The 25,719-nt window shown below is 72.2% G+C and carries 20 protein-coding genes; 7 read left to right on the top strand and 13 right to left on the bottom strand.

Annotated features, from left to right (window positions below; all coding sequences use genetic code 11):
* Positions 1 to 5: 5 nt before the first annotated feature.
* A complete protein-coding gene (locus WMF24_RS15670) occupies positions 6 to 1,067 on the bottom strand; it encodes a metalloregulator ArsR/SmtB family transcription factor (RefSeq protein WP_437737212.1) in 1,062 nt (353 codons plus the stop codon).
* A gap of 195 nt (positions 1,068 to 1,262) precedes the next feature.
* Here WMF24_RS15670 and WMF24_RS15665 point away from each other — a divergent pair, with 195 nt between their 5' ends.
* The 3 genes from WMF24_RS15665 (at position 1,263) to WMF24_RS15655 (ending at position 5,733) form a co-directional block, all read left to right on the top strand.
* Positions 1,263 to 2,594, top strand: coding sequence for a cytochrome P450 (locus WMF24_RS15665; RefSeq protein ID WP_437737211.1), 1,332 nt, complete (start codon positions 1,263 to 1,265; stop codon positions 2,592 to 2,594).
* Between the two features lie 334 nt (positions 2,595 to 2,928).
* Positions 2,929 to 4,866, top strand: coding sequence for an alpha-amylase family glycosyl hydrolase (locus tag WMF24_RS15660; protein WP_437737210.1), 1,938 nt, complete (start codon positions 2,929 to 2,931; stop codon positions 4,864 to 4,866).
* Between the two features lie 192 nt (positions 4,867 to 5,058).
* Positions 5,059 to 5,733: an O-methyltransferase gene (locus tag WMF24_RS15655; RefSeq protein WP_437737209.1), complete on the top strand. Its 675-nt coding sequence runs from the start codon at positions 5,059 to 5,061 to the stop codon at positions 5,731 to 5,733.
* A gap of 394 nt (positions 5,734 to 6,127) precedes the next feature.
* Here WMF24_RS15655 and WMF24_RS15650 read toward each other — a convergent pair whose 3' ends face one another.
* The 5 genes from WMF24_RS15650 to WMF24_RS15630 form a co-directional block, all read right to left on the bottom strand.
* Positions 6,128 to 6,538, bottom strand: a complete 411-nt coding sequence (locus WMF24_RS15650) for a VOC family protein (protein ID WP_437737208.1) — start codon at positions 6,536 to 6,538, stop codon at positions 6,128 to 6,130.
* A 232-nt stretch (positions 6,539 to 6,770) separates the two neighbouring features.
* Positions 6,771 to 7,949 carry a ferritin-like domain-containing protein gene (locus WMF24_RS15645; protein ID WP_437737207.1) on the bottom strand — a complete coding sequence of 393 codons (1,179 nt, stop codon included), beginning with the start codon at positions 7,947 to 7,949 and terminating at the stop codon, positions 6,771 to 6,773.
* Between the two features lie 198 nt (positions 7,950 to 8,147).
* On the bottom strand, positions 8,148 to 8,726 hold the full coding sequence (locus WMF24_RS15640) for a c-type cytochrome (RefSeq protein WP_437737206.1): 579 nt from the start codon (positions 8,724 to 8,726) through the stop codon (positions 8,148 to 8,150).
* 209 nt (positions 8,727 to 8,935) lie between these two features.
* Positions 8,936 to 9,904: a TauD/TfdA dioxygenase family protein gene (locus WMF24_RS15635; RefSeq protein WP_437737205.1), complete on the bottom strand. Its 969-nt coding sequence runs from the start codon at positions 9,902 to 9,904 to the stop codon at positions 8,936 to 8,938.
* 82 nt (positions 9,905 to 9,986) lie between these two features.
* Positions 9,987 to 10,802: a class I SAM-dependent methyltransferase gene (locus WMF24_RS15630; RefSeq protein ID WP_437737204.1), complete on the bottom strand. Its 816-nt coding sequence runs from the start codon at positions 10,800 to 10,802 to the stop codon at positions 9,987 to 9,989.
* 567 nt (positions 10,803 to 11,369) lie between these two features.
* Here WMF24_RS15630 and WMF24_RS15625 point away from each other — a divergent pair.
* The 3 genes from WMF24_RS15625 to WMF24_RS15615 all read left to right on the top strand — a co-directional run bounded on the left by WMF24_RS15625 (position 11,370) and on the right by WMF24_RS15615 (position 15,297).
* The gene (locus WMF24_RS15625) at positions 11,370 to 13,031 is read left to right on the top strand and encodes a DUF1592 domain-containing protein (protein WP_437737203.1); all 1,662 of its coding nucleotides are present in this window, start codon (positions 11,370 to 11,372) and stop codon (positions 13,029 to 13,031) included.
* Positions 13,031 to 14,413 (top strand): DUF1552 domain-containing protein, encoded by a 1,383-nt coding sequence (locus WMF24_RS15620; protein ID WP_437737202.1) that lies wholly within the window; start codon positions 13,031 to 13,033, stop codon positions 14,411 to 14,413. Before WMF24_RS15625 ends, WMF24_RS15620 begins: the two co-directional genes overlap by 1 nt.
* A 128-nt stretch (positions 14,414 to 14,541) precedes the next feature.
* Complete coding sequence (locus tag WMF24_RS15615) at positions 14,542 to 15,297, top strand: hypothetical protein (protein ID WP_437737201.1); 756 nt, start codon at positions 14,542 to 14,544, stop codon at positions 15,295 to 15,297.
* A 163-nt stretch (positions 15,298 to 15,460) separates the two neighbouring features.
* Here the strand turns inward: WMF24_RS15615 and WMF24_RS15610 are convergent, their stop codons facing one another.
* Positions 15,461 to 17,524, bottom strand: a complete 2,064-nt coding sequence (locus WMF24_RS15610) for a rhamnogalacturonan lyase (protein WP_437737200.1) — start codon at positions 17,522 to 17,524, stop codon at positions 15,461 to 15,463.
* Positions 17,525 to 17,796: 272 nt separating this feature from the next.
* Here WMF24_RS15610 and WMF24_RS15605 point away from each other — a divergent pair, with 272 nt between their 5' ends.
* Entirely contained in the window at positions 17,797 to 19,104 is a 1,308-nt protein-coding gene (locus tag WMF24_RS15605; protein WP_437737199.1) for an RICIN domain-containing protein, read from the top strand.
* A gap of 54 nt (positions 19,105 to 19,158) precedes the next feature.
* Here WMF24_RS15605 and WMF24_RS15600 read toward each other — a convergent pair whose 3' ends face one another.
* The 6 genes from WMF24_RS15600 to WMF24_RS15575 form a co-directional block, all read right to left on the bottom strand.
* A complete protein-coding gene (locus WMF24_RS15600; RefSeq protein ID WP_437737198.1) occupies positions 19,159 to 20,241 on the bottom strand; it encodes a hypothetical protein in 1,083 nt (360 codons plus the stop codon).
* Positions 20,238 to 21,536: a FecR domain-containing protein gene (locus WMF24_RS15595; protein WP_437737197.1), complete on the bottom strand. Its 1,299-nt coding sequence runs from the start codon at positions 21,534 to 21,536 to the stop codon at positions 20,238 to 20,240. The genes WMF24_RS15600 and WMF24_RS15595 overlap by 4 nt, the downstream gene beginning before the upstream one ends.
* Positions 21,526 to 22,089 (bottom strand): RNA polymerase sigma factor, encoded by a 564-nt coding sequence (locus tag WMF24_RS15590; protein ID WP_437737196.1) that lies wholly within the window; start codon positions 22,087 to 22,089, stop codon positions 21,526 to 21,528. Before WMF24_RS15590 ends, WMF24_RS15595 begins: the two co-directional genes overlap by 11 nt.
* A gap of 450 nt (positions 22,090 to 22,539) precedes the next feature.
* The gene (locus tag WMF24_RS15585) at positions 22,540 to 22,875 is read right to left on the bottom strand and encodes a 4Fe-4S binding protein (protein ID WP_437737195.1); all 336 of its coding nucleotides are present in this window, start codon (positions 22,873 to 22,875) and stop codon (positions 22,540 to 22,542) included.
* On the bottom strand, positions 22,872 to 24,542 hold the full coding sequence (locus WMF24_RS15580) for an FAD-binding protein (protein WP_437737194.1): 1,671 nt from the start codon (positions 24,540 to 24,542) through the stop codon (positions 22,872 to 22,874). Before WMF24_RS15580 ends, WMF24_RS15585 begins: the two co-directional genes overlap by 4 nt.
* Positions 24,543 to 24,722: 180 nt before the next feature.
* Positions 24,723 to 25,553: an NADPH-dependent oxidoreductase gene (locus tag WMF24_RS15575; RefSeq protein WP_437737193.1), complete on the bottom strand. Its 831-nt coding sequence runs from the start codon at positions 25,551 to 25,553 to the stop codon at positions 24,723 to 24,725.
* Between the last annotated feature and the right edge of the window lie 166 nt (positions 25,554 to 25,719).

Here is a 25,719-nt window from a genome sequence, read left to right as displayed (position 1 = left end):
CTGGCTCACTCGCGGATCCGCGGTTCCGTGTTGTAGCCGTGCGGCGCCATGGGCGACAGCTTCTCCAGCCAGATCTGCTCGAGCAGGGTGAGCTCGTCCGACACGGAGAACCCCGGCTCGTCCTTCTGCCGCACGACCTCGAGCACCTCGAACGTGAAGGCGTCAGGGCCGTGCTGCTTCCAGTCCCCCTGGAGCTCCCGGTTCATGTGCATGCCGTTCGACAGCATGAAACGATGCTTGTTGAGCGGCCCGTGGAGGTTCGTGCTGCTGCCGAGCAGGACCTTGCCGTTCACCTTGTTCTTGATCTGGAAGATCCCCGCCTGCTTCGGGGTCTCGAGGTACTGCCGTTTCAGCTCCTTGCGCGTCTCCATCTCGCTCACGCCCGCCTTCCTCGCTCCTGCCCCTGGCGTCATTGTCTCCGCCTCGGGTGTCCTCGTCTCCGCCTCGGGTGTCCTGGTCTCCACCTCGGGTGTCGTCGTCCCTGCCTCGATCAGCCTGTAGATCTGGCCGTCGCGCGCCATGTAGCCCTCGTCGATCAGCATGCGCCGGATCGTGCAGTGGTCGGGGTACAGGGCGTGGATGATCTCGTTCACCTCCTGCTCCCGGTAGCACCGGCCCGCCTCGAACCTGCCAACGAACTGCTCGAGGACGAGGCGCCGCTTGCGCCATTGCTTCGGCATCTGGACGAGCACGCCCCCGCGGAAGTAGGCGCGCAGCACCTGGTTTTTGGATCGCTCCGCGCGGCGCTGCGCGGGGCCGTCGCTCGCGGACGGCAGCGCGACGAGCTCCTTCAGCGTGAGGCGCAGCAGGTCGTCGCGAAGGGCATAGACCTGGTAATACTGGGTCTTTCGCTTCGTCACGAGCCCGGCCTCGTCGAGCTTCCGGAGGTGGAAGGAGACCGTCGAGGCCGAGCGCCCCAGCCGCTCGGCCAGCTCCTCGGCGCAATGAGGCCGCCCGAGCAGGGCGCTCACCACCTGGAGCCGTGACGCGTCCGCCAGCGCCTTGAGCACGCCGACGCGCGCCTCGACGCCCAGCGCGCGCGCCGGAGAATCCGGTTCGATGGCCATCGAACCAGATCTGCCGCGCGGCGCCGCGCCCGTCAAGCTGTTTCGATGACCATCGAATCAGAATTTCGGGCCTGGCGCGATCCGTCGCAACGTTGGCGCCCCTCGCCGCTGCCGCGGCGCCGCGCCGTGCCCATCGTTTCATCGCTCCCGGTGAGGCGCCGCGCGCCGCCGGGCGAGCTCCTCCCGAGGTACGCCATGAGCCACCTTCCCCGAGGCCCGCAGGGCCGACTCCGTACGACCTACAAGTTCCTCGCGCGTCCGGTCGAGTTCCTGTTCCGGTGCGCCGACACCTACGGCGACGTCTTCAACATGCCGATGTACAACGGCGACGTCGTGATCGCCGGCAGCGCCGCGTCGGTGCAGGACGTGATGACGGCGCCGCCGGAGACGTTCGTCCCCTACGCGGTCAAGTCGGTCGCACCCCTCCTCGGAGAGCACTCGCTCCTCGTGCTCTCCGGCGAGCGCCACAGGCGCGAGCGGAAGCTGCTGACGCCGCCGTTCCACGGCGATCGCATGCGCGCCTACGCGGCGATCATGGCGGACACCGCCGCCCGTCGCCTCGCCGAGGCGGCGCGCGCGCCCCGCGCCGTCGCCCAGGAGGTCACGCAGGCGATCTCCCTCGACGTCATCATCCGCGCCGTCTTCGGCGTGGAGGAGCCGAACCGGACGCGCGCGTTCGCCCGCGCGGTCGTCGCCATGGGCGACGCGGTGACCCCGGCGCTCGCCTTCCTGCCGCTGCTCCAGCGCGAGCTCGGCGGCCTCGGCCCCTACGCGCGCTTCCGCCGGCGCGTCGAGGCCCTCGAGGCGCTCTTCCGCGACCAGATCGCGCGGGCGCGCGCGGCGCCGGGGGACGACATCCTGAGCCTCCTCCTCTCGGCCCGCTACGACGACGGGTCGGCCATGAGCGATCAGGCCATCTTCGACGAGCTCCGCACGCTGCTGTTCGCCGGGCACGAGACGACCGCGCTCGCCCTCGCCTGGGCGCTGGACCACGTCCACCGCCACCCTGACGTCCTCGCGCGGCTGCGCGACGAGATCGACGCCCTCGGCGCCGAGCCCGACCCCGAGCGCCTCGCCGCCCTGCCCTACCTCGACGCGGTGTGCAAGGAGGCGCTGCGCCTGCACCCGATCGTCACCGAGGTCCCGCGCCTCGTCGCGCGGCCGTTCCGCCTCGGCGAGCACGAGCTCCAGCCGGGGACGGGCGTCGCGGCCTGCATCCTGCTCGTACACAACCGCCCCGACCTCTACCCCGAGCCCTCCCGCTTCCGGCCCGAGCGCTTCCTGGAACGCAGGTTCTCTCCGTTCGAGTACCTGCCTTTCGGCGGCGGAAACCGCCGCTGCATCGGCGCCGCCTTCGCGATGTTCGAGCTGAAGATCGTGCTCGGCACGGCGCTCTCGGCGTGGCAGTTCCACCTGCTCGACGAGCGGCCTCCCCGCCCCGCGCGCCGCAACGTCACGCTGGGCCCCGCGGGCGGGGTCCCGATCGCCCTGCGCGCCCGCGAGCGCCGCGCGCTCCGCGCCGCGTAGCGCGCGCCACGCCTCCTGTGCACCGGCGCACACAGGGCGACGCGGCCCGCGCGCGCGACGCGCGCTGTTGGCCGCGGCACGCAGGCCCGAGGAGACGGAGGAAATCACGACATAAAAACTCTGCTCCTCCCGCGCTGCGACGAACCGATGGGGCTGTTCCGGAATACAAGGGCTCCCCCGCTTCCCGCGCCGCGCCATGCTGAGACGCCTTGTCGATCGACTCGCCACCTCTTCCCTGCGACCCTGCGAATCCGCGCCGCTCGACGCGAGCGCGCGTGTCCGGCGACGGCCCCCCCGCAGTCCGGCGCGGGGCCCGCGGCCGCTCGCCGCGCTCGTGGGGGCCGCGGCGCTGCTCTCGGCGGCGTCGTCGTGCGAGTCGGCGGCGACCTCCCCGTCGCCGCGCCCGTCGCGCGCGGCGCAGCCCCGGCTGGAGCTCCACGCCGGCGACGCCGACGTCTGGGCCTTTGGCGCGCGCATCCAGGGCGCCCTCGCCGGGCCGGGGGCGCTCGAGGACTGCGTGGTCCGCGTGGGCCACCGCGAGATCCCCGCTGCGACCGGGCAGCGGCAGTTCTCCGCGGACGTCCCGCTGCTCGAGGGCGAGAACGAGATCGCCGCGCGCTGCCGGGAGACGAGCGCGGGCGACCTGGCCTCTCCGCCCGTCACCTACGACGTCCAGCTGCGCGACGCGCCGAAGGCCCGCGCCCGCGCCACCTGGGCCGACGGCAAGCTCGTCCTCGACGGGGCGAGCAGCGAGCCCAGCGAGCTGTCGCGCGCCGAGATCGTCGCCTTCGAGTGGCTCCGGCTGCGCGATCCCGCGGCGCCGGAGCGGCTCGGCGTGGGCGCTCGCCTCGAGCTGCCGGCGCCGGACCCGGCCGATCCGGCCCTTGTCGAGCTCCGGGTGCGCGACGAGCGCGGCCGCAGCGACGCCGCCCGCGTCGCGCCCCCCACCGACGCAGCCGCGGGAACGGACGCGCGGGCGTGGATCGACGACGCCATCCTCTACGGCGTCGTGCCGCCCTTCTTCGGCGACCCACCGCTCGAGAGCGTCCGCGCCGCCCTCCCCGCGCTCGAGGAGCTCGGCATCACCGCGATCTGGCTATCTCCGCTCTTCGGCGCGCCGCCAGGCGACTTCGGGTATGCCGTCACCGATTACTTCACCGTGCGGCCCGACTACGGAACGGAGCGCGATCTCCGCGAGCTGGTCGACGAGGCGCACCGGCGCAACATCCGGGTGCTGCTCGATCTCGTGCCGAACCACACATCGGCCGAGCACCCGTATTTCCGGCAAGCCGAGCAGCGCAAAGGCCGCTTTCACACGTTCGCTTTCTACGATCGCGACGCCGGCGGCGAGCCCACCCATTACTTCGACTGGGAGCACCTGCCGAACCTGAATTACGACAACGCCGAGGTCGAGCGCTGGATGCTCGAGGTGTCGCTCCACTGGGTGCGGCGGTTCGGCATCGACGGCTATCGCGTCGACGCAGCGTGGGGCATCAAGGACCGGCGGAGCGCGCTCTGGTCCACCTGGGCAGAGGAGCTCCGGCGCGTGAGCCCGGACCTCGCGCTCCTCGCCGAGGCCTCCGCGCGCGACCCGTATTACCTGCACAACGGCTTCGACGCGGCCTACGACTGGACCGAGGATCTCGGACACTGGGCCTGGGAGGACGTGTTCAGCGCGCCGGACGGCGTCGCGGCGCGGCTCGCCGCGGCGCTCTCCGCGACAGCGGCGCGCGCCCCGCGCCCCGAGCGCACGCTGCGGTTCATCAACAACAACGACACAGGCGCCCGCTTCATCACCCGCCACGGACCGGGCATGACGCGCGTCGCGGCCGCCGCGCTGCTCACGCTGCCGGGGATCCCGTGCATCTACGCGTTCGACGAGCTCGGCGCCGCGTACGAGCCCTACGGCGGCCTTTCGCCCGTCTCACGGCCCGCGCGCGGCCCGCTCGCCCGCCATTACGAGCGGCTCATCCGGCTCCGGCGCTCCACGGCGGCGCTCCGGGCGCCGGGCTTCCTCACCGTGCACGCGGGGGCGGACGACGAGGTCCTCGCCTACCTCCGGCACGGCGACGACGCGTCGCGCTTCGCGCTCGTGGTCCTGAACTTCAGCGATCGACCGACCCGGAAGCGCCTCGTCGTCCCCGAGCCGTTCGCCCGCCACGCGCGAGGCGGCCTTCGCGACGGCCTGAGCGGCGCCGCCGCGCGGCTCCAGGGCCGCTCCCTCGCGCTGGACCTCGCGCCCTGGGACGTCCGGGTCCTCCTGCCGCGGTAGGCGCGCTCCACGGCGCCAGCGCGGAGGGTATGCCCCGCCGCGACCATCTGTTATAACGGATGCGCATCCAGCAATGAGCCTGGCAGGGAGCCCCCTTCCAGACGCTCGATTCTATCACCAGTGCAACTTTGCACCGGCCTGACGCGCAGCGCACGTGTGCGAGGCGGCCGTGGTCGCCGCCGAGGAGGAGACATGGCTCAGGAGCAGTGGTTCGCCGTCGATCGCTACCTCACCGATCTGCTCGTCCCGGCGGACGCAGCGCTGGACGCGGCGCTCGAGGCGAGCGCCGCGGCCGACCTGCCGGCGATCAACGTCGCGCCGAACCAGGGCAAGCTACTGCACCTCCTGGCGCGGATCCAGGGCGCGCGCGCCATCCTCGAGATCGGCACGCTCGGGGGGTACAGCACGATCTGGCTCGCGCGGGCGCTGCCTGCCGGCGGCCGCCTGATCACGCTGGAATCGAACCCGAAGCACGCCGACGTCGCCCGCGCCAACCTCGAGCGCGCCGGCCTGACCGGCGTCGTCGAGGTGCGCCTCGGGCGCGCGCTGGACACGCTGCCCGCGCTCGCCGCCGAGGGCCGCGGCCCCTTCGATTTCATCTTCATCGACGCCGACAAGCCGAGCAATCCCGACTACTTCGCGTGGGCGCTGAGGCTCTCCCGCCGCGGCAGCGTGATCGTCGTCGACAACGTCGTGCGCAAGGGAGCGGTGGCCGACCCGGAGAGCGCCGACCCCAACGTCCAGGGGGCGCGGCGCCTCGCCGAGCTGCTCGCCGTCGAGCCGCGCGTGAGCGCGACGGCGATCCAGACCGTGGGCAGCAAGGGGTACGACGGCTTCGCCATCGCGCTCGTCACCGCCGACCCGTAGCCGCCCTGACCGGGAGCCGGCCGGGCGCTCCCGGCGGCGATGCTCGCCGGCCGTTCCGGCGCACAAAAAACAGAGCGCCCGTTCGACGGCGGGGGGGGAAGCCGTCACAGGCGCTCTGGCATCCCTGCTTAGCAGGACGCGGGCCAGGGGCTCGCTTTATTCAATTCGCGGAGTTACCCGTAAGGATCGGCCTGAGGGGTTTCGATCCTGAGATCGCTGCTTGCAAACCTGACGGCTTCGGGGCCGTGTGGGGCTGCGGCGAGGCAGGCCGCCGGGCTGGAGGTCACATGACCCCGGCGTGCGCGCGCGCCGGCGCCAACGTCAGGCCGGATGGGGGCGCCCTCGACGCTGGCCGCGTGGGCGATGCCGGCCTGGCGCCGCACGCGCGCCGCGCTCAGTCCGGGGTGGCGATCTCGTCGTAGCCGCGGCCGCTGAACTGAAGAAGGCAGATGCCGTGGCCGAAGGGATCGGCCAGGCGCAGCATGCGCCCCCACGCGGCCACCTCGATGTCCGCCTCGGGGACCGCGCCCGCCTCCTGCGCACGACGCGCGGCGGCCTCGAGATCGTCGACGACGAAGTCGAGGTGGACCGGTGTCCAGTGGCGCCGGTAGTCGCGCGGGGGCGCACCGACGGCGGGCTCGCTGCCAGCCGGCTTCACCAGAAGGTAGATCGGCGCCGCCGCGCCGAGCAGCTCGACGAACGAAGCGCCGAACCGGCGCCCGACGCGCAGGCCGAGCGCGCGCGTATAGAACGCGATGGCAGGGTCGAGCGCCGGAACATCGATGTTGACGAGCAGGTCGGACATGGCCCCAGGCTAGAACAACGCTCACGTTGAGCGAGCGAGAAATGAACCGCCAAGACGCCGAAGACGCCAAGAAGAAGACACTGTCTTGGCGTCTTGGCGGTTCGGCGTTCTGCTCGTTTCCGCCGGGTTCAAGCCGTTGGTTGCTCTGGCCGCACGACGCGTCACCAAACACCACGCGCACGACGGGGACGCGGGCGCGACGCGGCGCCGTGAACCGAAGGGATCCCTGGGTTCAGACGGCCGTCGCGCTCGCGGCCGCGCCGTCCGCGCGCCGCGCCAGGAGCAACCTCGCCGCCGGCCGCACGACCTCCGCGATCGCGCGCGCGGCCGCCTCGGCGCGCGCCGAGGCCCCGAACCGCCCGTGCGCCGCGAGCGCCGCGCCGTTCGCGCTCCCGTCCTCCCCCTCGCGCACGCTCTCCACAGCCGCGCGCGCGAGCCCGGCGAACACCTCCTCCACCGCCGCGCGCACGCGCTCGCCGCCAGCGCCGATCGCCCACGCAACAGCGCGCCACGCGAGCTCCGCGTGCCGCGCCTCGTCCGCGGCGATGATCGCGAGCGCGCTCCGCACCGCCGGGTCCTCCGCGGCGCCGAGCTCCTCGGCCGCGATCACCGCCGCGACCGTCTCGCCGATGCAGCCCTCCCTCGCGGCGCGCGCCGCGATCGACGCGAGATCCGCGTCGACCTCGACCCGCCCGTCGAACGGGAACGCGCCGGGCGCGATCGCCTCGCCAGCGTAGGCGCTCGCGAGCGCGAAGCAGAGGCGCGCGTGGCGGGCCTCGTCGAGCGCGGCGCGGTGCGCGTCCTCCACGAGGCCGGCCGGCGCGCCCGCGGCGAGCAGCTCGAGGGCGAAGCGGCCGAACGAGGCGACGGACGCGTGCTCGAAGAGCGCGTCGCGCGTCCACGCCGCGGCCAGCGCCTCCCGCACCTCGGCGGCCAGGTCGCCGACCCCCGGGGTCATGGCCTCCGCCGAGCCCCACCCGGCGTCGCGGCGGGCGCGCACGGCGGGCGCGGTCCGCGCCGCCTCCTCGACGAGGTAAGGGCGCCCCTCGCATATCGAGAGGACGTGGGCCTGATAGCAGCACTGGCCGTCCTCGAAGGTCCCGTCGCTCCTGACGGCGTGAGACGCGAACTGTGTTCGATCGAGGATCTCCTCTGCTTCCGGCCGCGAGGGGCACACGAGCGGCTCGCCCCCGCCGGCACCACCGTCGCCCGCACCGCCCGCAGCGCCGCCGCCTGCGCCGCCCGCGCCTTCCTGCGGCCACGCGAAGCAGGCCACCCGCGGAACGGGCTCCCGATCGTCGGGACAGCTGCTCGTCTGGAAGCAACCGGCGGAGGCGCCCGCGGCGGGGAGCGCGAGCAGGGCGAAGAGGCGATGGGCGAGCGCGAGACGGAAGGCATGTGCTGTGTTCATCGAGGACCTCGTCGGCAAGGGAATCGGACGAGGCGCAGGCCCATGCACGACGAATGCCCCTCTCGCACCGAGGCGGGACGCGAGCCCCGCGCGCCCGCAGGGCATGATCAGGCGATCATGACGACTTCGCGTCGGTCGCCGCGGCGTCGCCGCTCCCGCCGGTCGCGGCCCCCCCGCCGGCGACGCCGAGCCCCGGCCTCAGCGCAGGACCCGCGTCGCCCTGGCCGCCTCGAGCTCGGCGCCGCCCGCCCACGGCGCCTGCCGGTCGCCCAGCGAGGCGCGCACCCGCGCGACGTCGTCCTTCGTGATCGCGGGCGCGCTGTTCCCCCAGCTCGATCGGACGTAGGTGAGCACCAGCGCGATCTCCTCGTCCGTGAGCGTCACCCCGTGGTTGGGCATCACGTCGTTGTAGACAACGCCGTTCACCTCCATCGGGCCGGCGGCGCCGAGCAGCGTGATCCGGATCGGGGTCTCCGCGTCCTCGAGCAGCCACGACGCGCCGACGAGGGGCGGGTAGCGGCCGGGCTTCCCCTCCCCCCTCGCCTGGTGGCAGCTCGTGCACGAGCGGTAATAGATCTTACCGCCCTGGGCGAGGTCCTCGGCCGTGACGCCGGCGGCCACGCCGCCGGGCGGCGGCAGCGCGCGGTCCTCCAGCTTGCGCAGCACCATCCACGGCAGCGCGAGCACGCCGAAGGCCACGAGCAGCAGGATCACCACGACGTGCGCCGTATTCTGCTCTCGACCCCTGGCGTCGTCGCGCTTGCTCGCTGTCTCCACGCGGCACTCCTCCGCCGCTGATGAAGCGCACGCGATCCCCGCCGTCAAGGACCCATCCGTCACCGGCCGCCGACCCCGGCGCCGCGCCCCGGAAACCTGGGCCCCTGCGGCGCCGCGCGCCGGGCTCGACGTCCGGCCCGTCGCCGTGGTGGACGTCGACGTCCACCGCGGCGACGGCGTCCTCGCGCTCTCCTCCCGCGATCGGGTCGCTACGCCGTGGCAGCCGCCACGGAGGCCGCCGCGACGCCGGCGCTCTCGCTCCTCGCCGCGGGCGCGCGCGGCGCCTTCTTGCGGGTGAAGCTGCGCCGGCCGTCGACGCCGACGGGCACGTCGCCGTCCACCGTCACCCGGCGCACGACGCGGAGCTGATCGCCGTAATCGTTGATCGCGTAGTGCTGGGTCGCGCGGTTGTCCCAGATGGCCACGTCGCCCACGGCCCAGCGCCATCGCACGGTGTTCTCGAGGCGCGTCACGTGCTCCTGGAGCACCTGGAACAGGTGCGCGGAGTCGAACGACGACACGCCGAGGAGGTTCTTGACGAAGTGGCCGAGCAGCAGCGACCGCTCCCCCGTCTCGGGGTGGACGCGCACCACCGGGTGCTCCGTCTCGTAGACCGTCGACGTGAACACCTCCTGGTACCGCCGCACGTCGTCCGCCGACGACTGCGGCTTCCGCGCCTGGTAGTCGTACTCGTTGCTGTGCACGGCCCACAGCTTGTCCGCGAGCTCGCGCAGCGCCGGCGGCAGATCCTGGTACGCGGCGACCGTGTTGGCCCAGACCGTGTCGCCGCCGTACGCCGGGATCGCGAGCGCCCGGAGGATCGACGCCTTCGGGTACGCGTCGACGAACGTGACGTCGGTGTGCCACGAGTTCGCGCGGCCGCCGTACCGCGAGTCGAGCTCGTGGATGTAGTCGGTCCCCTGGACGACAGGGACCGTCGGGTGCGCGACGGGCTTGCCGTCGAACAGCGCGGTGAGCGTCTGCTGACCGGCGTCGTCGAGGTGGTGCTGGTTCCGGAAGAAGATCACCTTGTAACGCAGCCACGCCTTGCGGATCTCGCTCGCCGTCGCGGGGTCGAGATCGGCCGAGAGGCGCACGCCGCGCACCTCCGCGCCGATCCGGCCGGCGACCGGCACGATCTCGAGGACATTGCTGCTCTGGTTCACTGTGGCGCTCATGCGGAGTTCTCCTGTTGGCAAGGATCGGCCCGTCCACGCGGCGCCATCGCGCCGCGACGTGGAGCTCGGCCGGGTGGGCTTCTCAGTGCGACGCGGGCTTGTGTGCGATGGCGAAGAGCCGCTTCCCCTCGAGCCGGATGCCCGCGGGCGTCCGGAAGGCCTCGAGCTCGCGCTGGATGTCCTCGATGGCCTGGTTGCGCAGCGACTCCGGCAGGTGGCCGAGGAAGTTGCCGAACGAGCTCGCCTGCGAGAAGGCGATCGCCGCGCGCCCGTCAGGCTGGTAGTGGACGTTCTCCTGCGCCTCGATCTTCTGCACGGCGAAGCCCGCGCCGGTGAGCAGCTGCGAGAGCTCCTCGGCCGTGACCCAGTGGGGCGTGCCCGCCTGGGACTCCGGATAACGCGCGTACGGCTCGCGCGACAGCACCTGCCGCTTGATGGCCTGGAGCCTGTTCGGGTGGTCCTTCGCGCCCGTCGTGAGCCCGACCCGCCCCCCCGGCTTGAGCAGGCGATGGATCTGCCGCAGCGGCTCGGTCTTCTCGGGCAGCCAGTGGAAGACGGCGTTGAGGTACACGACATCGAAGCTGCCCGAGGGGAGCTCGTCGAGCGCATACGCGTTGCCGACCCGGAAGGAGAGGTTCGCCTTCGCCTTGCGCTGGGCGATCTCGATCCGCAGCGGCAGCGGGTCGATCCCGAGCACCTTGCCCGTCGGCCCGACGATCCCCGCCACGTGCTCGGCGAGCAGCCCGGTGCCGCTCCCGATGTCGAGCGCGTGCTCGCCCGCGCGCACGCCGAGCTCGGCGATCAGCCGCTGGCCGTGGCGGAACTGCCGCTCCGCGCTGCGCACCTCGTAGTCCTGCGCGAGCTGCGGTGTATCGAAGACGAGACTGAGTCCACTCATGCGACGGCTCCGGAGAAAAGAGGGTTGTCGGGCGCTCTCGGCAGGGCGACGTCCTCGCCCGCGCCCGTCGACGCCCACGTCGACCGCCTGACATCGCACGCGCCGTGCCAGGGTTTTCCGCGCGCTCCGGCCGGTCTTCGCCCGCCGGGTGCTGCGTCGCGAGCACGCCGCCAGCACCTCGTGTTGCGCAGCGCGCAGACCGCACCTCGCCCGCCCGCGGGGCTACGCTCCCAAAGCAAAGCTTCATCTTCGCTGTATTCGCTCTTGCGGTGAGCCGATCCGAGGGCGAGCCGCTACTGCCGGACGGGTGCTTCGCTGGCTCCTGCTTTCGCTCATCCCTCTCCATCCGTCAGCCGCCCGAGGGCGGCGCGTCCCAGTTCGTTGGGGGCAGACCGGCGATACGCGCCCGCCAGGACACGGCACGTCAAGAAATATGTTGTTTGTTCGATGATGGGGCTTCAGCGCGCCCAGAGCGGGCGAAGGGCGACATCGATGTATAGATCCTTGAACCATGAGCAGGCGCTTCGTCTCAGAGGCCTTCGGTCCGCTGTCCCGATCGCGTTGATCGTGGCCAGCGGTTGCACTGGAAACGTGGGCGGCGCGGGCAACGCAGGCAACGCGGGCAGCTCGGGCGGCGTGGGCGAGCCTGGCACCGAGAATCCCACCACGGTGGAGCCGCTCGTCTGCGACGACGGCCTCGTGCACCCCGGGCGAGCGCCGCTGCGGCGGCTCACGCGCTTCGAGTACAACAAGACCGTTCGCGACCTCTTCGGCGACACGACCGAGCCAGCCTTCTCGCTGCCGAGCGAGGATGTCGGCAACGGCTTTGGCAACGACGCGGACGCGCTGTCGGTCTCGAGCCTGCTCGCCGAGCAGCTCAGCACCGTCGCGGAGGGCGTCGCCCGGCGCGCGACCTCCAGCCCGGAGGCGCTCGCGAGGCTCGACCCGTGCGCCCGCAACGTGACGCCGTCGGGCGAGGAGGCGTGCGCCCGCACGATCATCGAGCGGATCGCGCCGCTCGCCTATCGAAGGCCGCTCGTCGCCGACGAGGCGGGCGAGCTCATGGCCCTGTACAGCGTCGGGCGGACGGATGCGACGTTCGACGTCGGCGTCGCGACGGTGATCGAGGCGCTGCTCCAGTCGCCCGATTTTCTCTACCGCATCGAATGGGGCACGCCCGACCCGGAGCGCCCCGAGCTCCGCCGGCCCACCGGCGACGAGATGGCGACGCGGCTCTCGTACCTGCTCTGGGGAACGATGCCCGACGAGGAGCTGCGCATGGCGGCGCGGGCGGGCGAGCTCTCGACGAAGGAGGGCGTGCGCGCCCAGGCCGAGCGCATGCTCGAGGATCCTCGGGTTCACACCACCGTCCGGTTCTTCTTCGACAACCTGCTTCCCATCAGCAACCTCGCGGACCTGGAGCGCAACGCGGAGACGTTCCCGACCTTCTCGCGGACGATCGGCTCGTTCATGCGCGAGGAGACGCAGCGCTTCCTCGAGCACGAGATCTTCGAGGGGACCGGCACCTGGCCGTCCATCTTGACGGCCCCGTACACGTTCATGAACGGACCTCTCGCCGCGTTCTACGGCGTCGACGGCGTGAGGGGCGACGAGTTCCAGAAGGTAGAGCTCGACACGACCCAGCGCCTCGGGCTCCTCACCCAGGCGGGCATGATGGCCGGGACGACGCACTCGAACATGACGAACCCCGTGACCCGCGGCTCGTTCGTGATCAACAAGCTGATGTGCAAGAAGGTCCCGCTCCCCACCGGCGATATCCTGGAGAAGGTCAAGCCGCCGGAGCCGTACACCGGCGCGACGGCGCGGGAGCGCTACAGCCAGCACAGCCAGGATGCGGTCTGCGCGGCGTGCCACCAGTTCCTGGATCCGGCCGGATTTCCGTTCGAGAACTACGACGCGGTCGGGCTGTTCCGCACGACGGAGAACGACGTGCAGATCGACGCGAGCGGCGGGGTCCCGGGCACGGACGTCACGGTGAGCGGGCCGATCGAGCTGGTGCGGGCGCTCGCCGAGGACGAGGACGTGCTGAGCTGCTTCGCGACGCGCTGGGCCGAGTACGGCTATGGTCTCACGCTCGGCTCCGAGGACGCTTGCACCAAGAAGGACATCACGGCCGCCTTCGTGGCGTCCGGGTACAACGTGAAGCAGCTCCTGATCGATCTCACGCAAACGGACGCTTTCCACTACATGGCTGCCCGAGAGGAGTGATGGTGATGTCGAACTTTCGCTTGAGCCGACGTGCCGTGCTGCGCGGTGCTGGCGCCATCGCCATCGCGCTCCCCTGGCTGGAGATCATGGGCCCCGAGCGCACGGCGCGCGCGGCCCCGGCTCCCGCCAAGCGCTTCCTCTCGGTCTACACGCCGGGCGGGACCGTGATCAACCGCTGGCGGCCGACCGGCACCGAGACGAACTTCACCCTGGGGCCCATCCTGTCGCCGCTCGCGCCGGTGCAGGACCGGCTGCTCGTGGTCGACGGCCTCGACCTGAAGAGCGCGCGCGGTGAGCAGCACCAGAGCGGGATCATCGCCTGGCTCACGGGCACGGCGCAGGAGGGCTCCTCGAACGGCGGCTACGGCAGCGGGCCCTCCGTCGACCAGGTGATCGCCTCGCGGATCTCCGCCGGTCAAAAGGCGAAGGCGAGCATCGAGATCGCGGTGCGCTGGGCGACGGGCAAGTCCCACGGCCTGGTGTCGCCGATGAACGCCGCGAATTTCGAGACCGCCGCGCCGTACAAGCCGATCCCGCCGCGCCTCGATCCGGTGGAGATCTTCACCGAGCTCTTCGGCACGTTGGATCCCAGCGCCGGCAACGATGCCGCCCGCCGCCTCGCGCGGAAGAAATCGATCCTCGACTTCCTCGACGGGCGCTACTCCGCCCTGTCCGCGCGGCTCGGCGCCGCCGACAGGCAGAAGATCGACCAGCACCTGACGAAGATCCGCGAGATCGAGAAGAGCATCAGCAACGTGCCGGTCGAGACGAGCGCGTGCAAGGCGCCGGAGCGGGTCGACACGTCCGACTACAACCCGCGCACGGGGCTCAACTCGGCGGACAACGGCTCGATCAAGGACACCTCGACCGACGCGGCGATCCCCAAGGTCGGCAAGCTCATGATGGACATGCTGGTGATGTCGCTCGCCTGCGACATCACCGCGGTCGGCACGCTGCAGTGGAGCGACACCGAGGCGAAGCACACCTTCCCCTGGCTCAACCTGAGCGAGCACCACCATTACTACCAGCACGACGGCGGATTCAAGCCGAACGAGTGCGAGCTCATCTGCAACTGGTATTCAAAGCAGCACCTCTATCTCCTGCAGGAGATGGAGAAGGTCGACATGGGCGGACACTCGCTGCTCGACGAGAGCGTCGTCTTCTTCGGTTCCGAGCTCTCGGATCCGCCGAGCCACAACAAGACGAACATGCCGTTCCTGCTGGCCGGCGGCGGCGGCGGCCTGCGCACGGGGCGCTGGGTCCGGTACCCGAACCTCCCGCACAACAACCTCCTCGTCTCGATCCTGAATCTGTTCGGCGACACCCGGGACACGTTCGGTGACCCGCGGTACTGCACCGGGCCGCTCACGAACCTGACATAGCCATTCCTCGGGGGGGGACACCGGCTGCTTCGATGGGGACGAGACGACGTCCGGCAGCTTCAGCCTTTACACCGGCGCTCTCGCCGGAGTGGTATCCCATGAGAGTATCTCTTCTTACGATCCCGGTGATGATGGTCGCTCTTGCCTGTGGCTCCGATGCCGACCCGCCTCCGACAGACCAGGGCACCTCCAGCTCCACGGGCGCTGGCGGTCCAGGCGGCGGAGCCGACGCGGCCACCAGCACGAGCGCCTCCAGCAGCGCGAGCTCCGGCGGGTCCGGCGGCAGCGGCGGGGACGGCGGCAGCGGCGGGGACGGCGGCAGCGGCGGCGGGGACGGCGGCAGCGGCGGCAGCGGCGAAGACCCGCGCGCCGCGGCCGCCAGCATCGACGGCTTCCGCTGGGAGATGCCGTGCGATCGCGATCCGGGCGGCAGCGACGAGTGCTCGACGTCCGCGCACGTCGACGAGACAAGGACGTTCGGCGGCTCGCCCGACACGATCTATCAAGTGACGGTCCGGCTACGCGGCGTCGTCGAGCCGATGAGGTACCGGGGCGGCACGCCCGACGGCATGCACTTTCGCGTGGGCGGCACGCCCGACGACGCGACGTACAACGTCTACAGCTTCACTGTCTCCGACCCGCCGGAGGTCTATTACCTCAACGACAGCCCCAACGTGGGTCACGACACGTTCCTCATCGACCATACGAAGACCATTCCAATCCGGGGTGGAGCCACCGTGTCTTTCCTGGGCGACGGCCAGAACGGCATAGAGATCGCCAACTTCAAGCATCTGGTCGTGGACGGCATCGCCCCCGCGCCCGAGCCTTATGTCGGTCAGCTCATCCAGCTCGACGTGCAGTCCGTCGAGGTGGCGCAGCCCTGACCGCCACGACAACCAGGTCAACACCGTCGACGGGTTCATCCCCAGGGGCGCCGACACCATCGTGATCGCGCCCCGGGGATCGCTGGCTGGAAACGGGCGGCAGCAAGGCCCAGCTGTCGTTCGGTGACGACACGTCCGGAGGGCCGCCGCCGCCCGGCGTGTCTCAGCGGACGTGGATGTCCGGCTTCGGCACCGGGGCCATCCCCTCCCCGATGTGGAAGCTCGGGTGGGGCGGCTGGTTGTAGGCGCCGTTCTGCCACGAGATGGCGACGCGGTACTGCGGATCGTGCATCAGGGTGTGGATCCGGTCCTTCGCGAGCTGGCTCGTCGTGAAGATGCGGATCGAGTTGCCGCAGCGGAAGATCACCTCCTCGCGCCAGTCGCCCAGGATATCGGCGCTGAGGGTCGGGTTGCTCTTCGTGCCGTTGTTCGCGGCGCACCCGTCGGCCGTGAAGCTGCCGCCCTCGCCGTCGTACTGACGGATGCCGTTGCCGTCGAGGAGCTCCCGGCTGAGATCCGCGTCCCACCAGATGAGGAAGTTGGACGACGAGGGGCGGCTCCCGGCGCGGTTGCCGTCCGAGCCGCGCAGCAGCTCGCTGCTGTTGACCCACGCCTCGCTCCCCGGGCTCCGCGGATCGATGTCCGCCGCGACGCCCCGGCCGGGGCCCTCCTCGCCGCCGTTGCCGGGCCCCCGCCAGATGACCTCGCACGTGCGGGCGTCGCGCATGGCGTAGGCGGGGGCGTCCCCGCTCTCGTACGGCATGAACACCTCCAGGCCGGGGCGCGACGGGATGTGATCCGTGACGTGCAGCGCGTCGCCGTGAGCATAGTAGTCCACCGTGCAGAGGCCCGTGCCGTCGTTGTCGAACGTGGCGCCGCCGTTGATGATCTCCTGCTGCGGGTCGTCGTCCACGTTCGCGACGCTGATGGAGTGGGCGCCCTTGCCGCCGTACGCCCCGTTGTCGCGGCTCGAGCTGGAGTCGAACGTCCAGAGGTTGGTGAGCGCGCCGTCTCGGTAGTTCCAGGCCGAGAGCGTGGTGCGCGCGTAGTAGCCCCGGCCGAACACGACGCTCGGCCGGCCGGTGTCGTCGAGGAACGCGATCGTGCCGACGAAGCGGTCGACGCGGTTGCCATAACACTCGTTGTTGCCCCAGCTGCACGGGTCGCCGCGCCCCACCTGGAACTCCGTCGTGGCGAGCTCGGCGCCGGTCTCTCCGGAGAACACCGTGAGATACTCCGGGCCGGTCAGGATGTAGCCGTCTCCATTGCGGTAGTCCCTGGCGTCGTCGTCGGTGGCCGCAGGCCCGAGGCTCAGCGGCTCGCCCCTGCCGTCGCGCGTCCCCGGCGCGGTCTTGACGGCCACCTCCGCCTTCCCGTCGCCGTCGAGATCGTAGACGAGGAACGGTGAGTAATGCGCCCCGGCCCGGATGTTCACGCCGAGATCGATGCGCCAGAGCCGCTCGCCGTCGAGCGTGTAGGCGTCCAGGTAGGTCTTGCCGGTGCGGCCAGCCTGCGAGTTGTCCTTGAGGTTCGACGGATCCCACTTGACGACGATCTCGTACCGCCCGTCGCCGTCCAGGTCCCCCACGCTGCCGTCGCCGCTCGAATAGGTGTAGCCGTCCCCGGCGGGCGGCGGCGTCGTCTGGATGGTCAGGGATCCATCCTTCCACACGGACGCGGCCTCCGACTCGCCTTGTTCGACGCCGCCGACGACCGGCCGCACCGTGTAGACCGAGCTCGGCGAGCCTCCGCGGTCCACGAAGTTGGTGGAGTCCGTGATCGGCGCGTCATTCACCTTGGCGCCGTCCCGGTAGACGTTGAATGCGATGTCGTCGGGATCGTAGCCGAACAGGCGGAAGCCCACGTAGATGCCGCCGTCGGTGGGAACGGCAACGACGCCGCGGTCGAGCTCCTCCATCTGCGCGAACCCCGTCGGCGCGGGCGCGCCCCCGCCGCCGCCCGCGCCGGGGCCTGCGCCCGCGCCGCCGCTGCCCGACGCAGCGCCGCCGCCCGATGCGGTGCCGGTCGCGCCGCCCCCGGACGATGTGCCGGTCGCGCCGCCTCCGGACGACGTGCCGGTCGCGCCGCCTCCGGACGACGTGCCGGTCGCGCCGCCTCCGGACGCCGTGCCGGTCGCGTCGCCGGCGCCGGCACCGGTATCGCTCGACCCGCATGCCACGAGACAGGCAGCGAGCGAGAAACAGATCGAGAGAACAGGGCGCCTCATGAATTACCTCGCGTTGCCGCTCCTCCTCCGGTCGGCGGTTCGCCTCCAGGCCGTGAGCGGCATGATGATCTGGTTGCTGGCCTAGGTTGCGACATGAGCGCAGACTCAATCACCTCGATCGCTCGTGATGTGCGTTTTCTCGATGGGCTGGAAATTTGAACACCCCTCGCGAAAACGCGGCTCTGCTCCGAGGAACACCGCGGGGCCCACGGACATGCCAGCGCAGTTTTATGGTGAACCGGAGACGTCTGGGGTACGCAAGAAGGCCTGACATGCAGCAGTCGCGCACGCCGCACCGCGCCATCACCAGGACGCTCAGCGCAACGGCAATCGCGGGCGGGCGCGCGGCGCCCCGCTGCCTGGCCGCGGTCGCGTCGCTCGGGCTCGCGGCCTGCGCGAAGGGGCCGCTCGACGCCGTCGAGCTGACGCCGACGCTGGCTCAGGGCCTGGTCGCCTACTGGACGTTCGACGAAGGCCAAGGGACGACCGTGACCGATCGGTCCGGCAACGGGCGCGACGGCGCGCTCACCGGCGGCACGTGGGTGGAGGACGGCCGCTTCGGGCAGGCGCTGCACTTCGATGAGGGCGAGTTCATGACGGTGGGCGAATTCCCGAACGCCACCCCGAGCTGGACCGTCTCGGCGTGGGTTCGCGTGCTGACCGACGCGCCCCCTGCCGACGACACCCTGAGGACCGTGATCAGCACGGAGAGCTCCGGCGGATGGGAGCTCGACATCGACTACGACGGCGAGGCGCCGGGCATCCACTTCGGGTTGTGGAAGGGGCCCGAGCTGAGCGACCACCACCGCCTCCTGTGCTCCTGCCTCGAGCTCCAGCGGTGGACGCACGCCGCCGGCGTCGTCGACGGCGAGGCGCTCACCATGAGCCTCTACATCGACGGGCGCCTCCACAGCACCGAGCCCATCGACAGGACGACCTCGCCCGGCGCTACCAGCCTCTACGTCGGGAGGCGGCCGCAGGAGGGTCGGCTCCTCGTCGGGGACGTCGACGACATCGCGATCTACAGCCGAGCGCTCGTCCCGGCGGAGATCGCCGAGCTCTTCCAGCACTCCGTCTCGGCGGAGGTCGAGGCGGATATCTCGACGGACACCACCTACACCCTGGTCGGCGTCCAGAGCGGGCGCTGCGTGGACGTCGACGCCGCCGTCTCCACGGCCGACGATGTCGTCCTGCAGCTCTGGGATTGCAACGGCGGCACCAACCAGCAGTTCCGCTTCGAGGCGGTGGACGGCGGGTACTACCGGATCCGCAGCGTCAGAAGTGACAAGTGCCTCGACGTCCGCAGCGGGTCGACCGCCGACGGCGCCGCCATCGTCCAGTTCACCTGCCACGGGAACCGCAATCAGCAATGGTACGTCACCGCTCTCGGCGGCGGCGCCGTCCGCATCACGTCGCGCCTCAGCGGCAAGGTCATCGACGCTTACGGCTCCCCGCCCGCCAACGGCACCGCCCTCCTCCAGAGGGCTTCCAACGGCAGCACCAGCCAGCAGTTCAGGCTGAGCCCGGTCGGAGCCGGCACCGACACCGCCACGAGCACCACCAGCGGCCCGGAGCCGTGACGCCGGGCGCCTCTCCGCAGGGGCGCGCGCGGCGCGACGCCGCTCGTCCTCCGGTCACAGCCACCCCACGAGGCTGAGGCTGCCGAGCAGCGCCGGGCGCGCGGCGCGCGCCGCCTCGGTCTCGACGAAGCGGACCACCGGATAGGGGTGCGCGACGAGCGCGTGCGCCTCGGCGACGACGTCGAACCGCCGCATGATCCCGAGCTCGACGCCGGCGCCGGCGTCCGCGGCGAACGCCCACCGCGCGCTGTGGCCCCCCCGGTACGGCCACGATGCCTCGCCGTCGACGGCGACGTGGAGCGCCCCGAGGCCCACCGAGAACCTCGGGCGCAAGCGCAGCTCGGGCCAGGGGAGCGCCGCGAGCTCGACGAGCCCGAACCGCTGCTGCACGGTCGCGCTGCCCTGCGGCCCGGCGACGCGCGGCGCCGTCCCGAGCCCGGCGAGCGAGAGGCGCGCCTCGAGTGGACTGCTCGGCCCGGGCGGCGCGACGCGCAGGCGCGCGACAAGGAGCATCGCCGGGCCGATGCCGCCGCCCGGGCTCGCGAGGAGCCCGCCCCCCAGCTCGACGCCCCACATCGCTCGGCGCCACGGCTGATCGAGCGGCCGCGCTGCCGGTCGAGGCACCTGCTGGCTCACCTCGCTCGGACGCGGCGCGGCGTCGCCGGGCGGCGCCGCGGAGCGCCGCGAGGACATCAGGAGCTCCAGCAGGCTCGCGCGGAGCAGCTCGACGGCGCGCACCGCGAGCACCTCGACGATGTGCTCCCGCGCCTCGCCGCGCGTGTCGATCCGCCGCACGAGCGTCTCGTTCGTCCGCGGGTCGACCACCCAGAGCTCGGCGGCCTGGCCATCCGGCGCAAGGAACAGCCCGATCAGGGCCGCGGAGCCGGCCTGCTGCCCGGCGTCGTCCATCGTCGGCCGGGGGGCGGAGGCCGACTGCGCGTCGAGGAGCTCCACGTCGAATCCATCGGCGACGAGCTCCCCGCGGATGCGGATCAGCGCCTCGGAGATCGACGGATCGGCGGCGACGGGCCGCACGAGGACCACACGCGCAGGCTCCCCCGACGCCGCGGGGCTCGCCGCGCAGAGGAGGAGCGCGAGGGCCGCCCCGGCCAGCGCCTGCGCCCGCGCGAACCTCACGGCGTCCGAGCGAGGGCCCGCGCTGCCTGCGCGTAGGTTCCGCCCGGGAACCGGCGCAGGTACGCCCGCGCGACGGTCTCGGCCTGCGCGTCGCCGTGGAGCCGCTGCACGATCACCATCTTGCGCCCGAGCGCTTCGGAGGCGTAGGCCCCCTGCGGAGCCTCCTTGAGGTAGGTCTCGAACCAGGCGAGCGCCGCGGCGCCTCCCTCCTGGGTCTCCGCGAGGCGGCCGAGATGGAACGCCGCCTCCTTGCCCCGTTGCGTCGCCGGAAAGCGCCGGCGCTGGGCGAGGAGCGCCCGCCGCGCGATGTCGTTCCGCCGCGTGTAACGCGCCGCGTCCGCGAGGGCCGAGAGCTCCTCGTTGCTGCTCTCCGCGAGCGAGGCGTCGAGCCCGCGGCGCTGCGCCTCGCCGACGATGACGTCGAGCTTCCCGGCCGCGAGCTTCCCGGCCCAGTCGCGCCTCGGCTCGGCCGCGGGCGCCGCCGCGGTCGGGCCCGCGGGCGTCCCTGGCGCCTCCGGAACCGGCGCCGCGCTGGGCTCCTCGGCGCGGTCGGGCGTCGGCGGGGCGGGCGCAGGCGGGGCGGGCGCCGGCGACGCCTCCGCGCCCTGCTGAAGCTCGAGATCGCGCAGGAGCACCTCTCCCGTGCGCTTCCGCAGGGTCAGCCACTGCCCGGCGCGCACCGCGATCGGCTCGCCGGACAGCGGCCCGCTGACGACGACGGCGCCGTCCTCGAGCCGCAGATCGAGGCGCTCGTCCTCCGGCGTCCAGGAAAGCGCGAAGGCCGTCCCGGTCACGGTCACGAGGAACGGCCCCGCATCGAACTGCCACTGCGCCTCCGACCGGTGCACGACGCGCGCGTGGACCTCGCCCCGGTCGAGGGCGACCCTGGCGCCCTGCTCGTTCACCGACACGATGTGCGCGCGCGCCATCTCGGCGAGCTGCACCTCGGTGCCGTCGGAGAACCGGACCTTCGGGCGGCTCGATGTGTCCGCGTGGACGGAGCCGTCCTGCTGCACGGCGCCGCCCTCCACCTCGTAGGAGAGCCGATCGGAGCGCGCTCCTCGCTGCCATCCGTTGACGCCGAGCAGGACGGCGGCGGCCACGGCGAGCGCGAGCGCTCCGCCCCGGAGGGGCGACAGCCGGAAGCCCGGGCGCCTCGCCGTCCGCTCCGTCACGCGGAGCAGCCCCTGGGCGCGCTGCTGGGGAGACATCGTGCCGAGCGACCGGCGAGCCAGCTCGACCGCGCGCGCGGCCTTCGGGCTGAGTGCCGGGGCCTTCTCCTCGTCAAGAGTCATCCCGCGCCTCCCCTCTCATGCAGTAAGCGCCGAGAGACATGTCCTTCTCGACCTCGGACGACACACGCTCCGTCGCGCGGCTGAGCCTGCGCTTCACGGTGGCCAGCGATATCCCGGTTGCCTCGGCGATCTCGGGCAGGCTCATCCCCTCCATGTGGCGGAGCACGAACGCAGTCCGGTCGTCTGCGCTCAGCGTGTCGAGGATCGCATAGAGGCGGCCAAGGGCCTCGCGCGCCTCGCTGTCCGCTGGCTCGACCGCCTGCTCCGGGAGCTCGGCGGTGTCCGCGAGCTGGAGGATTCGCCTCACGCGCCTGCGGCGGAGCTCCCACTTCAGAAGTCGAACGGTCACCGAGAACACGAAGCTCCCCAGCGCATCGGGGTCTCTCAGCCCGGATACTCTGGAGAACACGCGAGCAAAGACCTCCTGGGTGACGTCCTCTGCGTCGGCGCCGGGCCCGAGCACGCGCGCGACGATCCGGAACACCTTGGGCGCATGCGCGTTCCATACCGCGGCTGCCGCCCACGGCTCTCCTGCGATGAGCGCGCGAACCACCTCGCTTTCGTCAGTACCGCCACGCTCAGACGGAGCGATGGCAAGGCTGGCTCTACGCACAACGTCATCGCTCCGAGGGCTCGAGGCTTTCGCAGATCGATCGTGAGGAGCGAGCACAGTACCGAGCCGAGGTCCCCGGCGCAAGGCGGTCAGCGCGCACGGCCGGGGAGGAGCCCACCAGATGATCTTGAGTGGAGTCAACATCGCATCGGACGCTCCCGAGCTGCGTTGCCCGGATGCCCGGCACGGCGACGACCACGGATGTCCGCGGAGGTCGAAAGGATCTCGGCGGGGACTTCGACCCGGCCAGCCAAGCGCACGTCTGTCAGGCAGTAGCCGCGCGCCCTCGAACCGGCTCACCACGAGAGAGAATAGCGTGAGGGCGGAATATTCCCGTTGTGAAGGCGGAGGCGACGCGGCGCGGGAGGAGAGCAACGCGCGGCGCTGGCGTCAGCCGCGGCGCGCGGCATCGAGGACGCGGAAGGTCTGGTCGGCGGCGGCGCCCGGCCTGCGCCGGGTCCCCCACCCCACGGCGGCCCTGTAGCTCCCGAGGAGCCCGGACGACGAGAGCTGCTCCTCGTCCACCGGGACGGCCCGCTCGGCCTCCGGCGCCACGTAGAGCGCGTCCACCGGGCAGTAGGCCTCGCACATGAAGCACGTCTGGCAGTCGCGCTGCCGGGCGATCACGGGCGCGCCGCCGGGCACGCGATCGAACACGTCGGTCGGGCAGACGTCGACGCAGAGATCGCACCCGATGCACCGGGCGTCGCTGACGAGCTCGATCATGGCGCGTGCGCCTCCGCGGCGGCCGCGCCGATCGACGCCGGCGCTGGCGGCTCGGGGCGCACCCACACCTCGTCGAGCCCCCCGGTGATCAGCCGCCGCTGCTGCGCCGGATCGAGGCCCGGGTGGTCCTTGTGCTTGTGCATCCCGCGCGTCTCGGTGCGCGCGCGCGCCGCGTTGAACATCCAGCGCGCGGTAGCGACCATGGCCGCGCCCTCCCGGGCGCGCACCGCGTCGCGCACCTCCGCGGCGGGCCGCGCCGCCCGCACGTCGCGCCAGAGCGCGTCGAGCCTGTCGAGCGAGATGGCGAGCCCGCGCTCGGTGCGGAAGAGGTTCTTGTCGTACGGGAACACCTCGTCCTGCACCGACCGGATCACGCCCTCGGCGTCGAGCTGCCGCGTCCCGCCCCCCGCGTGGAGCGCCGCGCGTCCCGCGCCCTCGACCTTGCGCTGGCCGGCGCGGGCGCCGACGCCGCGCGCGAACCGGGCGGCGCCCTCGCCGGCCCACTGCCCCGACGAGATCGCCCACGCGGCGTTGTGGCTGCCGCCCCCCGTGAAGCCGCCGCAGATGAGCTCCCGCGTGGCGGCGTCGCCGGCGGCGTAGAGCCCCGGCGTCGAGGTCGCGCACGCCTGGCTCGCGATGCGGATCCCGCCGGTGCCGCGCACGGTGCCCTCGAGCCGCAGCGTGACGGGGAACCGCTGCCGGAACGGGTCGATCCCGGCGCGGTCGAAGGGGAGGAAGAAGTTCGGCTGGGCCTTGCGCATCCACGCCTCCAGCGCCTCGTCGGCCTTGTCGAGCTGGGCGTAGACCGGCTGCGTGAGCAGCGTCTCCGCGATCACCGACCGGCCGCGCTGCGATCCGGCCCCCTCGATGACGCGCCCGTCCTCGTGATAGAACGTCGCCCAGTTGTAGAAGAGCGTCTTTGTGACCGACGCGAACGCCGGCGCGATCGCGTAGGCGTTCGAGAACTCCATGCCGGACATCTCCGCGCCCACCTCGGCGGCCATCAGGCCGCCGTCGCCGGTGAGCACGTTGGTGCCGAGGGCCTTGCTCAGGAAGGCGCAGCCGCCGGTGGCGATGACGACGGCCCCGGCCTTCACCGTCCACCGGTGCCCGAGCTGCCGGCAGATGCCGGCGGCGCCGGCGACCGCGCCGTCCGCGTCGACGAGGAGCTCGAGCGCGGGGCTGTGGTCGAGGATGCGGACGCCCGCGAGCTTCACCCGGTTGCGCATGAGGCGCATGTACTCGGGCCCTTGCAGGCTGCGGCGCACGGGCTGTCCGCCGTCGTCCGTCGGAAACGGGTAACCCCAGGTCGCGAGGTCGTTCACGCTGGCCCAGGTCCTGTCGAGCACGCGGTCCATCCATCCCCGGTCGGCGAGGAAGCCGCCCAGGCCCTCGCGGCTCGCCTTGGCCGCCTCGCGCAGCTCGGGGACCGGCGGCACGTACCACACGCCGACGCCCGACGGCGCGGTGGCGCCGCTGCTGCCGCAGTAGCCCTTGTCCGCGAGCACCACGCGCGCGCCCTTCGCCGCCGCGGCGAGCGCCGCCCATGTCCCGGCGGGCCCGCCGCCCAGCACAAGGACATCGGTCTCCAGCGCCAGCGTGTCGCTCCCGTCGAGGGCGCGCCCGCCCTCTCCGGCGTTTGATTCAGGCTCCAGTACCTCGCTCATGATTGGACGACTCCCTTGCTCAGGCCGACTGCCCCGGAATGCAGCCGATATGCCATCGCGGGGCGCATTGCCTCTCTCCGGCGGGCGGCGCCCTTCGTTGCTGGCGTGGCACCAGGGCCTGCTGCTCGGGTGTTGCTCCGCGCGCATGCTGGCGATCACGCGCGCCGGGGCTGGCCCGCTTCAGCGGAGCCCGAAGCCCATCGAGGCGAGCGCCGCGCGCAGCCGGTCGCGCCCGCGCAGCGCGTGGGCCGACGCGACGCGCGCGGCCGAGTGGCGGCTCCAGCTCCCCTGCACGCCCATGCGCTCCTTCGCGTAGAAGCGATCCATGAGCTCGTCGTAGGCCTCGAGCGCGCCGAGCGAGCGATCGAGGGCGCCATACTGCTCGTGGTGCAGGACGACCTCCTGCGGGAGCCGCGGCTTGATGCTCGCGCGGGCGTCCGGGTCGGGCCAGCCGACGCACAGGCCGAAGGTCGCGAACACCTGCGGGGGCAGGCCGAGCTCGGCCGCGACCGCCTCCGGCTGGTTCCGCAGCGCGCCGATGTAGACCGTGCCGAGGCCGATCGACTCGGCCGCGACGAGCGCGTTCTGGGCGGCGAGCGCCGCGTCGACGACGGCCATGACGAACATCTCGAGATACTCGAGCCCCTCGCGCCCGACGCCGCGGTGGCTCGCCAGGTCGCCGAGCCGCCGCTGATCGGCGAGCCAGACAAGGAACAGCCCGCACTCGCGCACGTGCGCCTGGTCGCCGGCGAGCTCCGCGAGCCGCCGCCGCCGCTCGGCGTCCTGGACCGAGAGAACGCTCCAGAGCTGCAGGTTCGAGGAGCTCGGCGCCGACTGGGCCGCGGCCACGAGCAGCTCGAGCGTGCCCTCCGGGAGCGGCTTCTGCGCGTAGCGGCGCACCGATCGGTGGCCGAGCAGCGACTCGATCACCGGGTTCCACCGATCGAAGCGGGGCGCCGAGCCCCCGTTGCCGTATCGCTCGCCAAAGTGCTCCAGGGCGCGGTTGCTCATCGGTTCTGCTCCTCCTCGTCCATCGATCTTCCCGGCTCCCCGGGCCCGCCCCGGGCACGGGCCGTGTCTCCCGGCCTCGACGCCGCGGCGCCCGAGGTGCTCGCCACCGAGCCCGGGCCCCGCGGCCCACGGCGCGACGCGCGCACGGAGCGCCGGACTCATCCAT

It is taken from the genome of Sorangium sp. So ce1335 (assembly GCF_051521615.1).
In the GTDB taxonomy this organism is placed as follows: domain Bacteria; phylum Myxococcota_A; class Polyangia; order Polyangiales; family Polyangiaceae; genus Sorangium.
The sequence above is the reverse complement of the archived record's forward strand: the minus strand, read 5'-3'. Positions and strand labels throughout refer to the sequence as shown.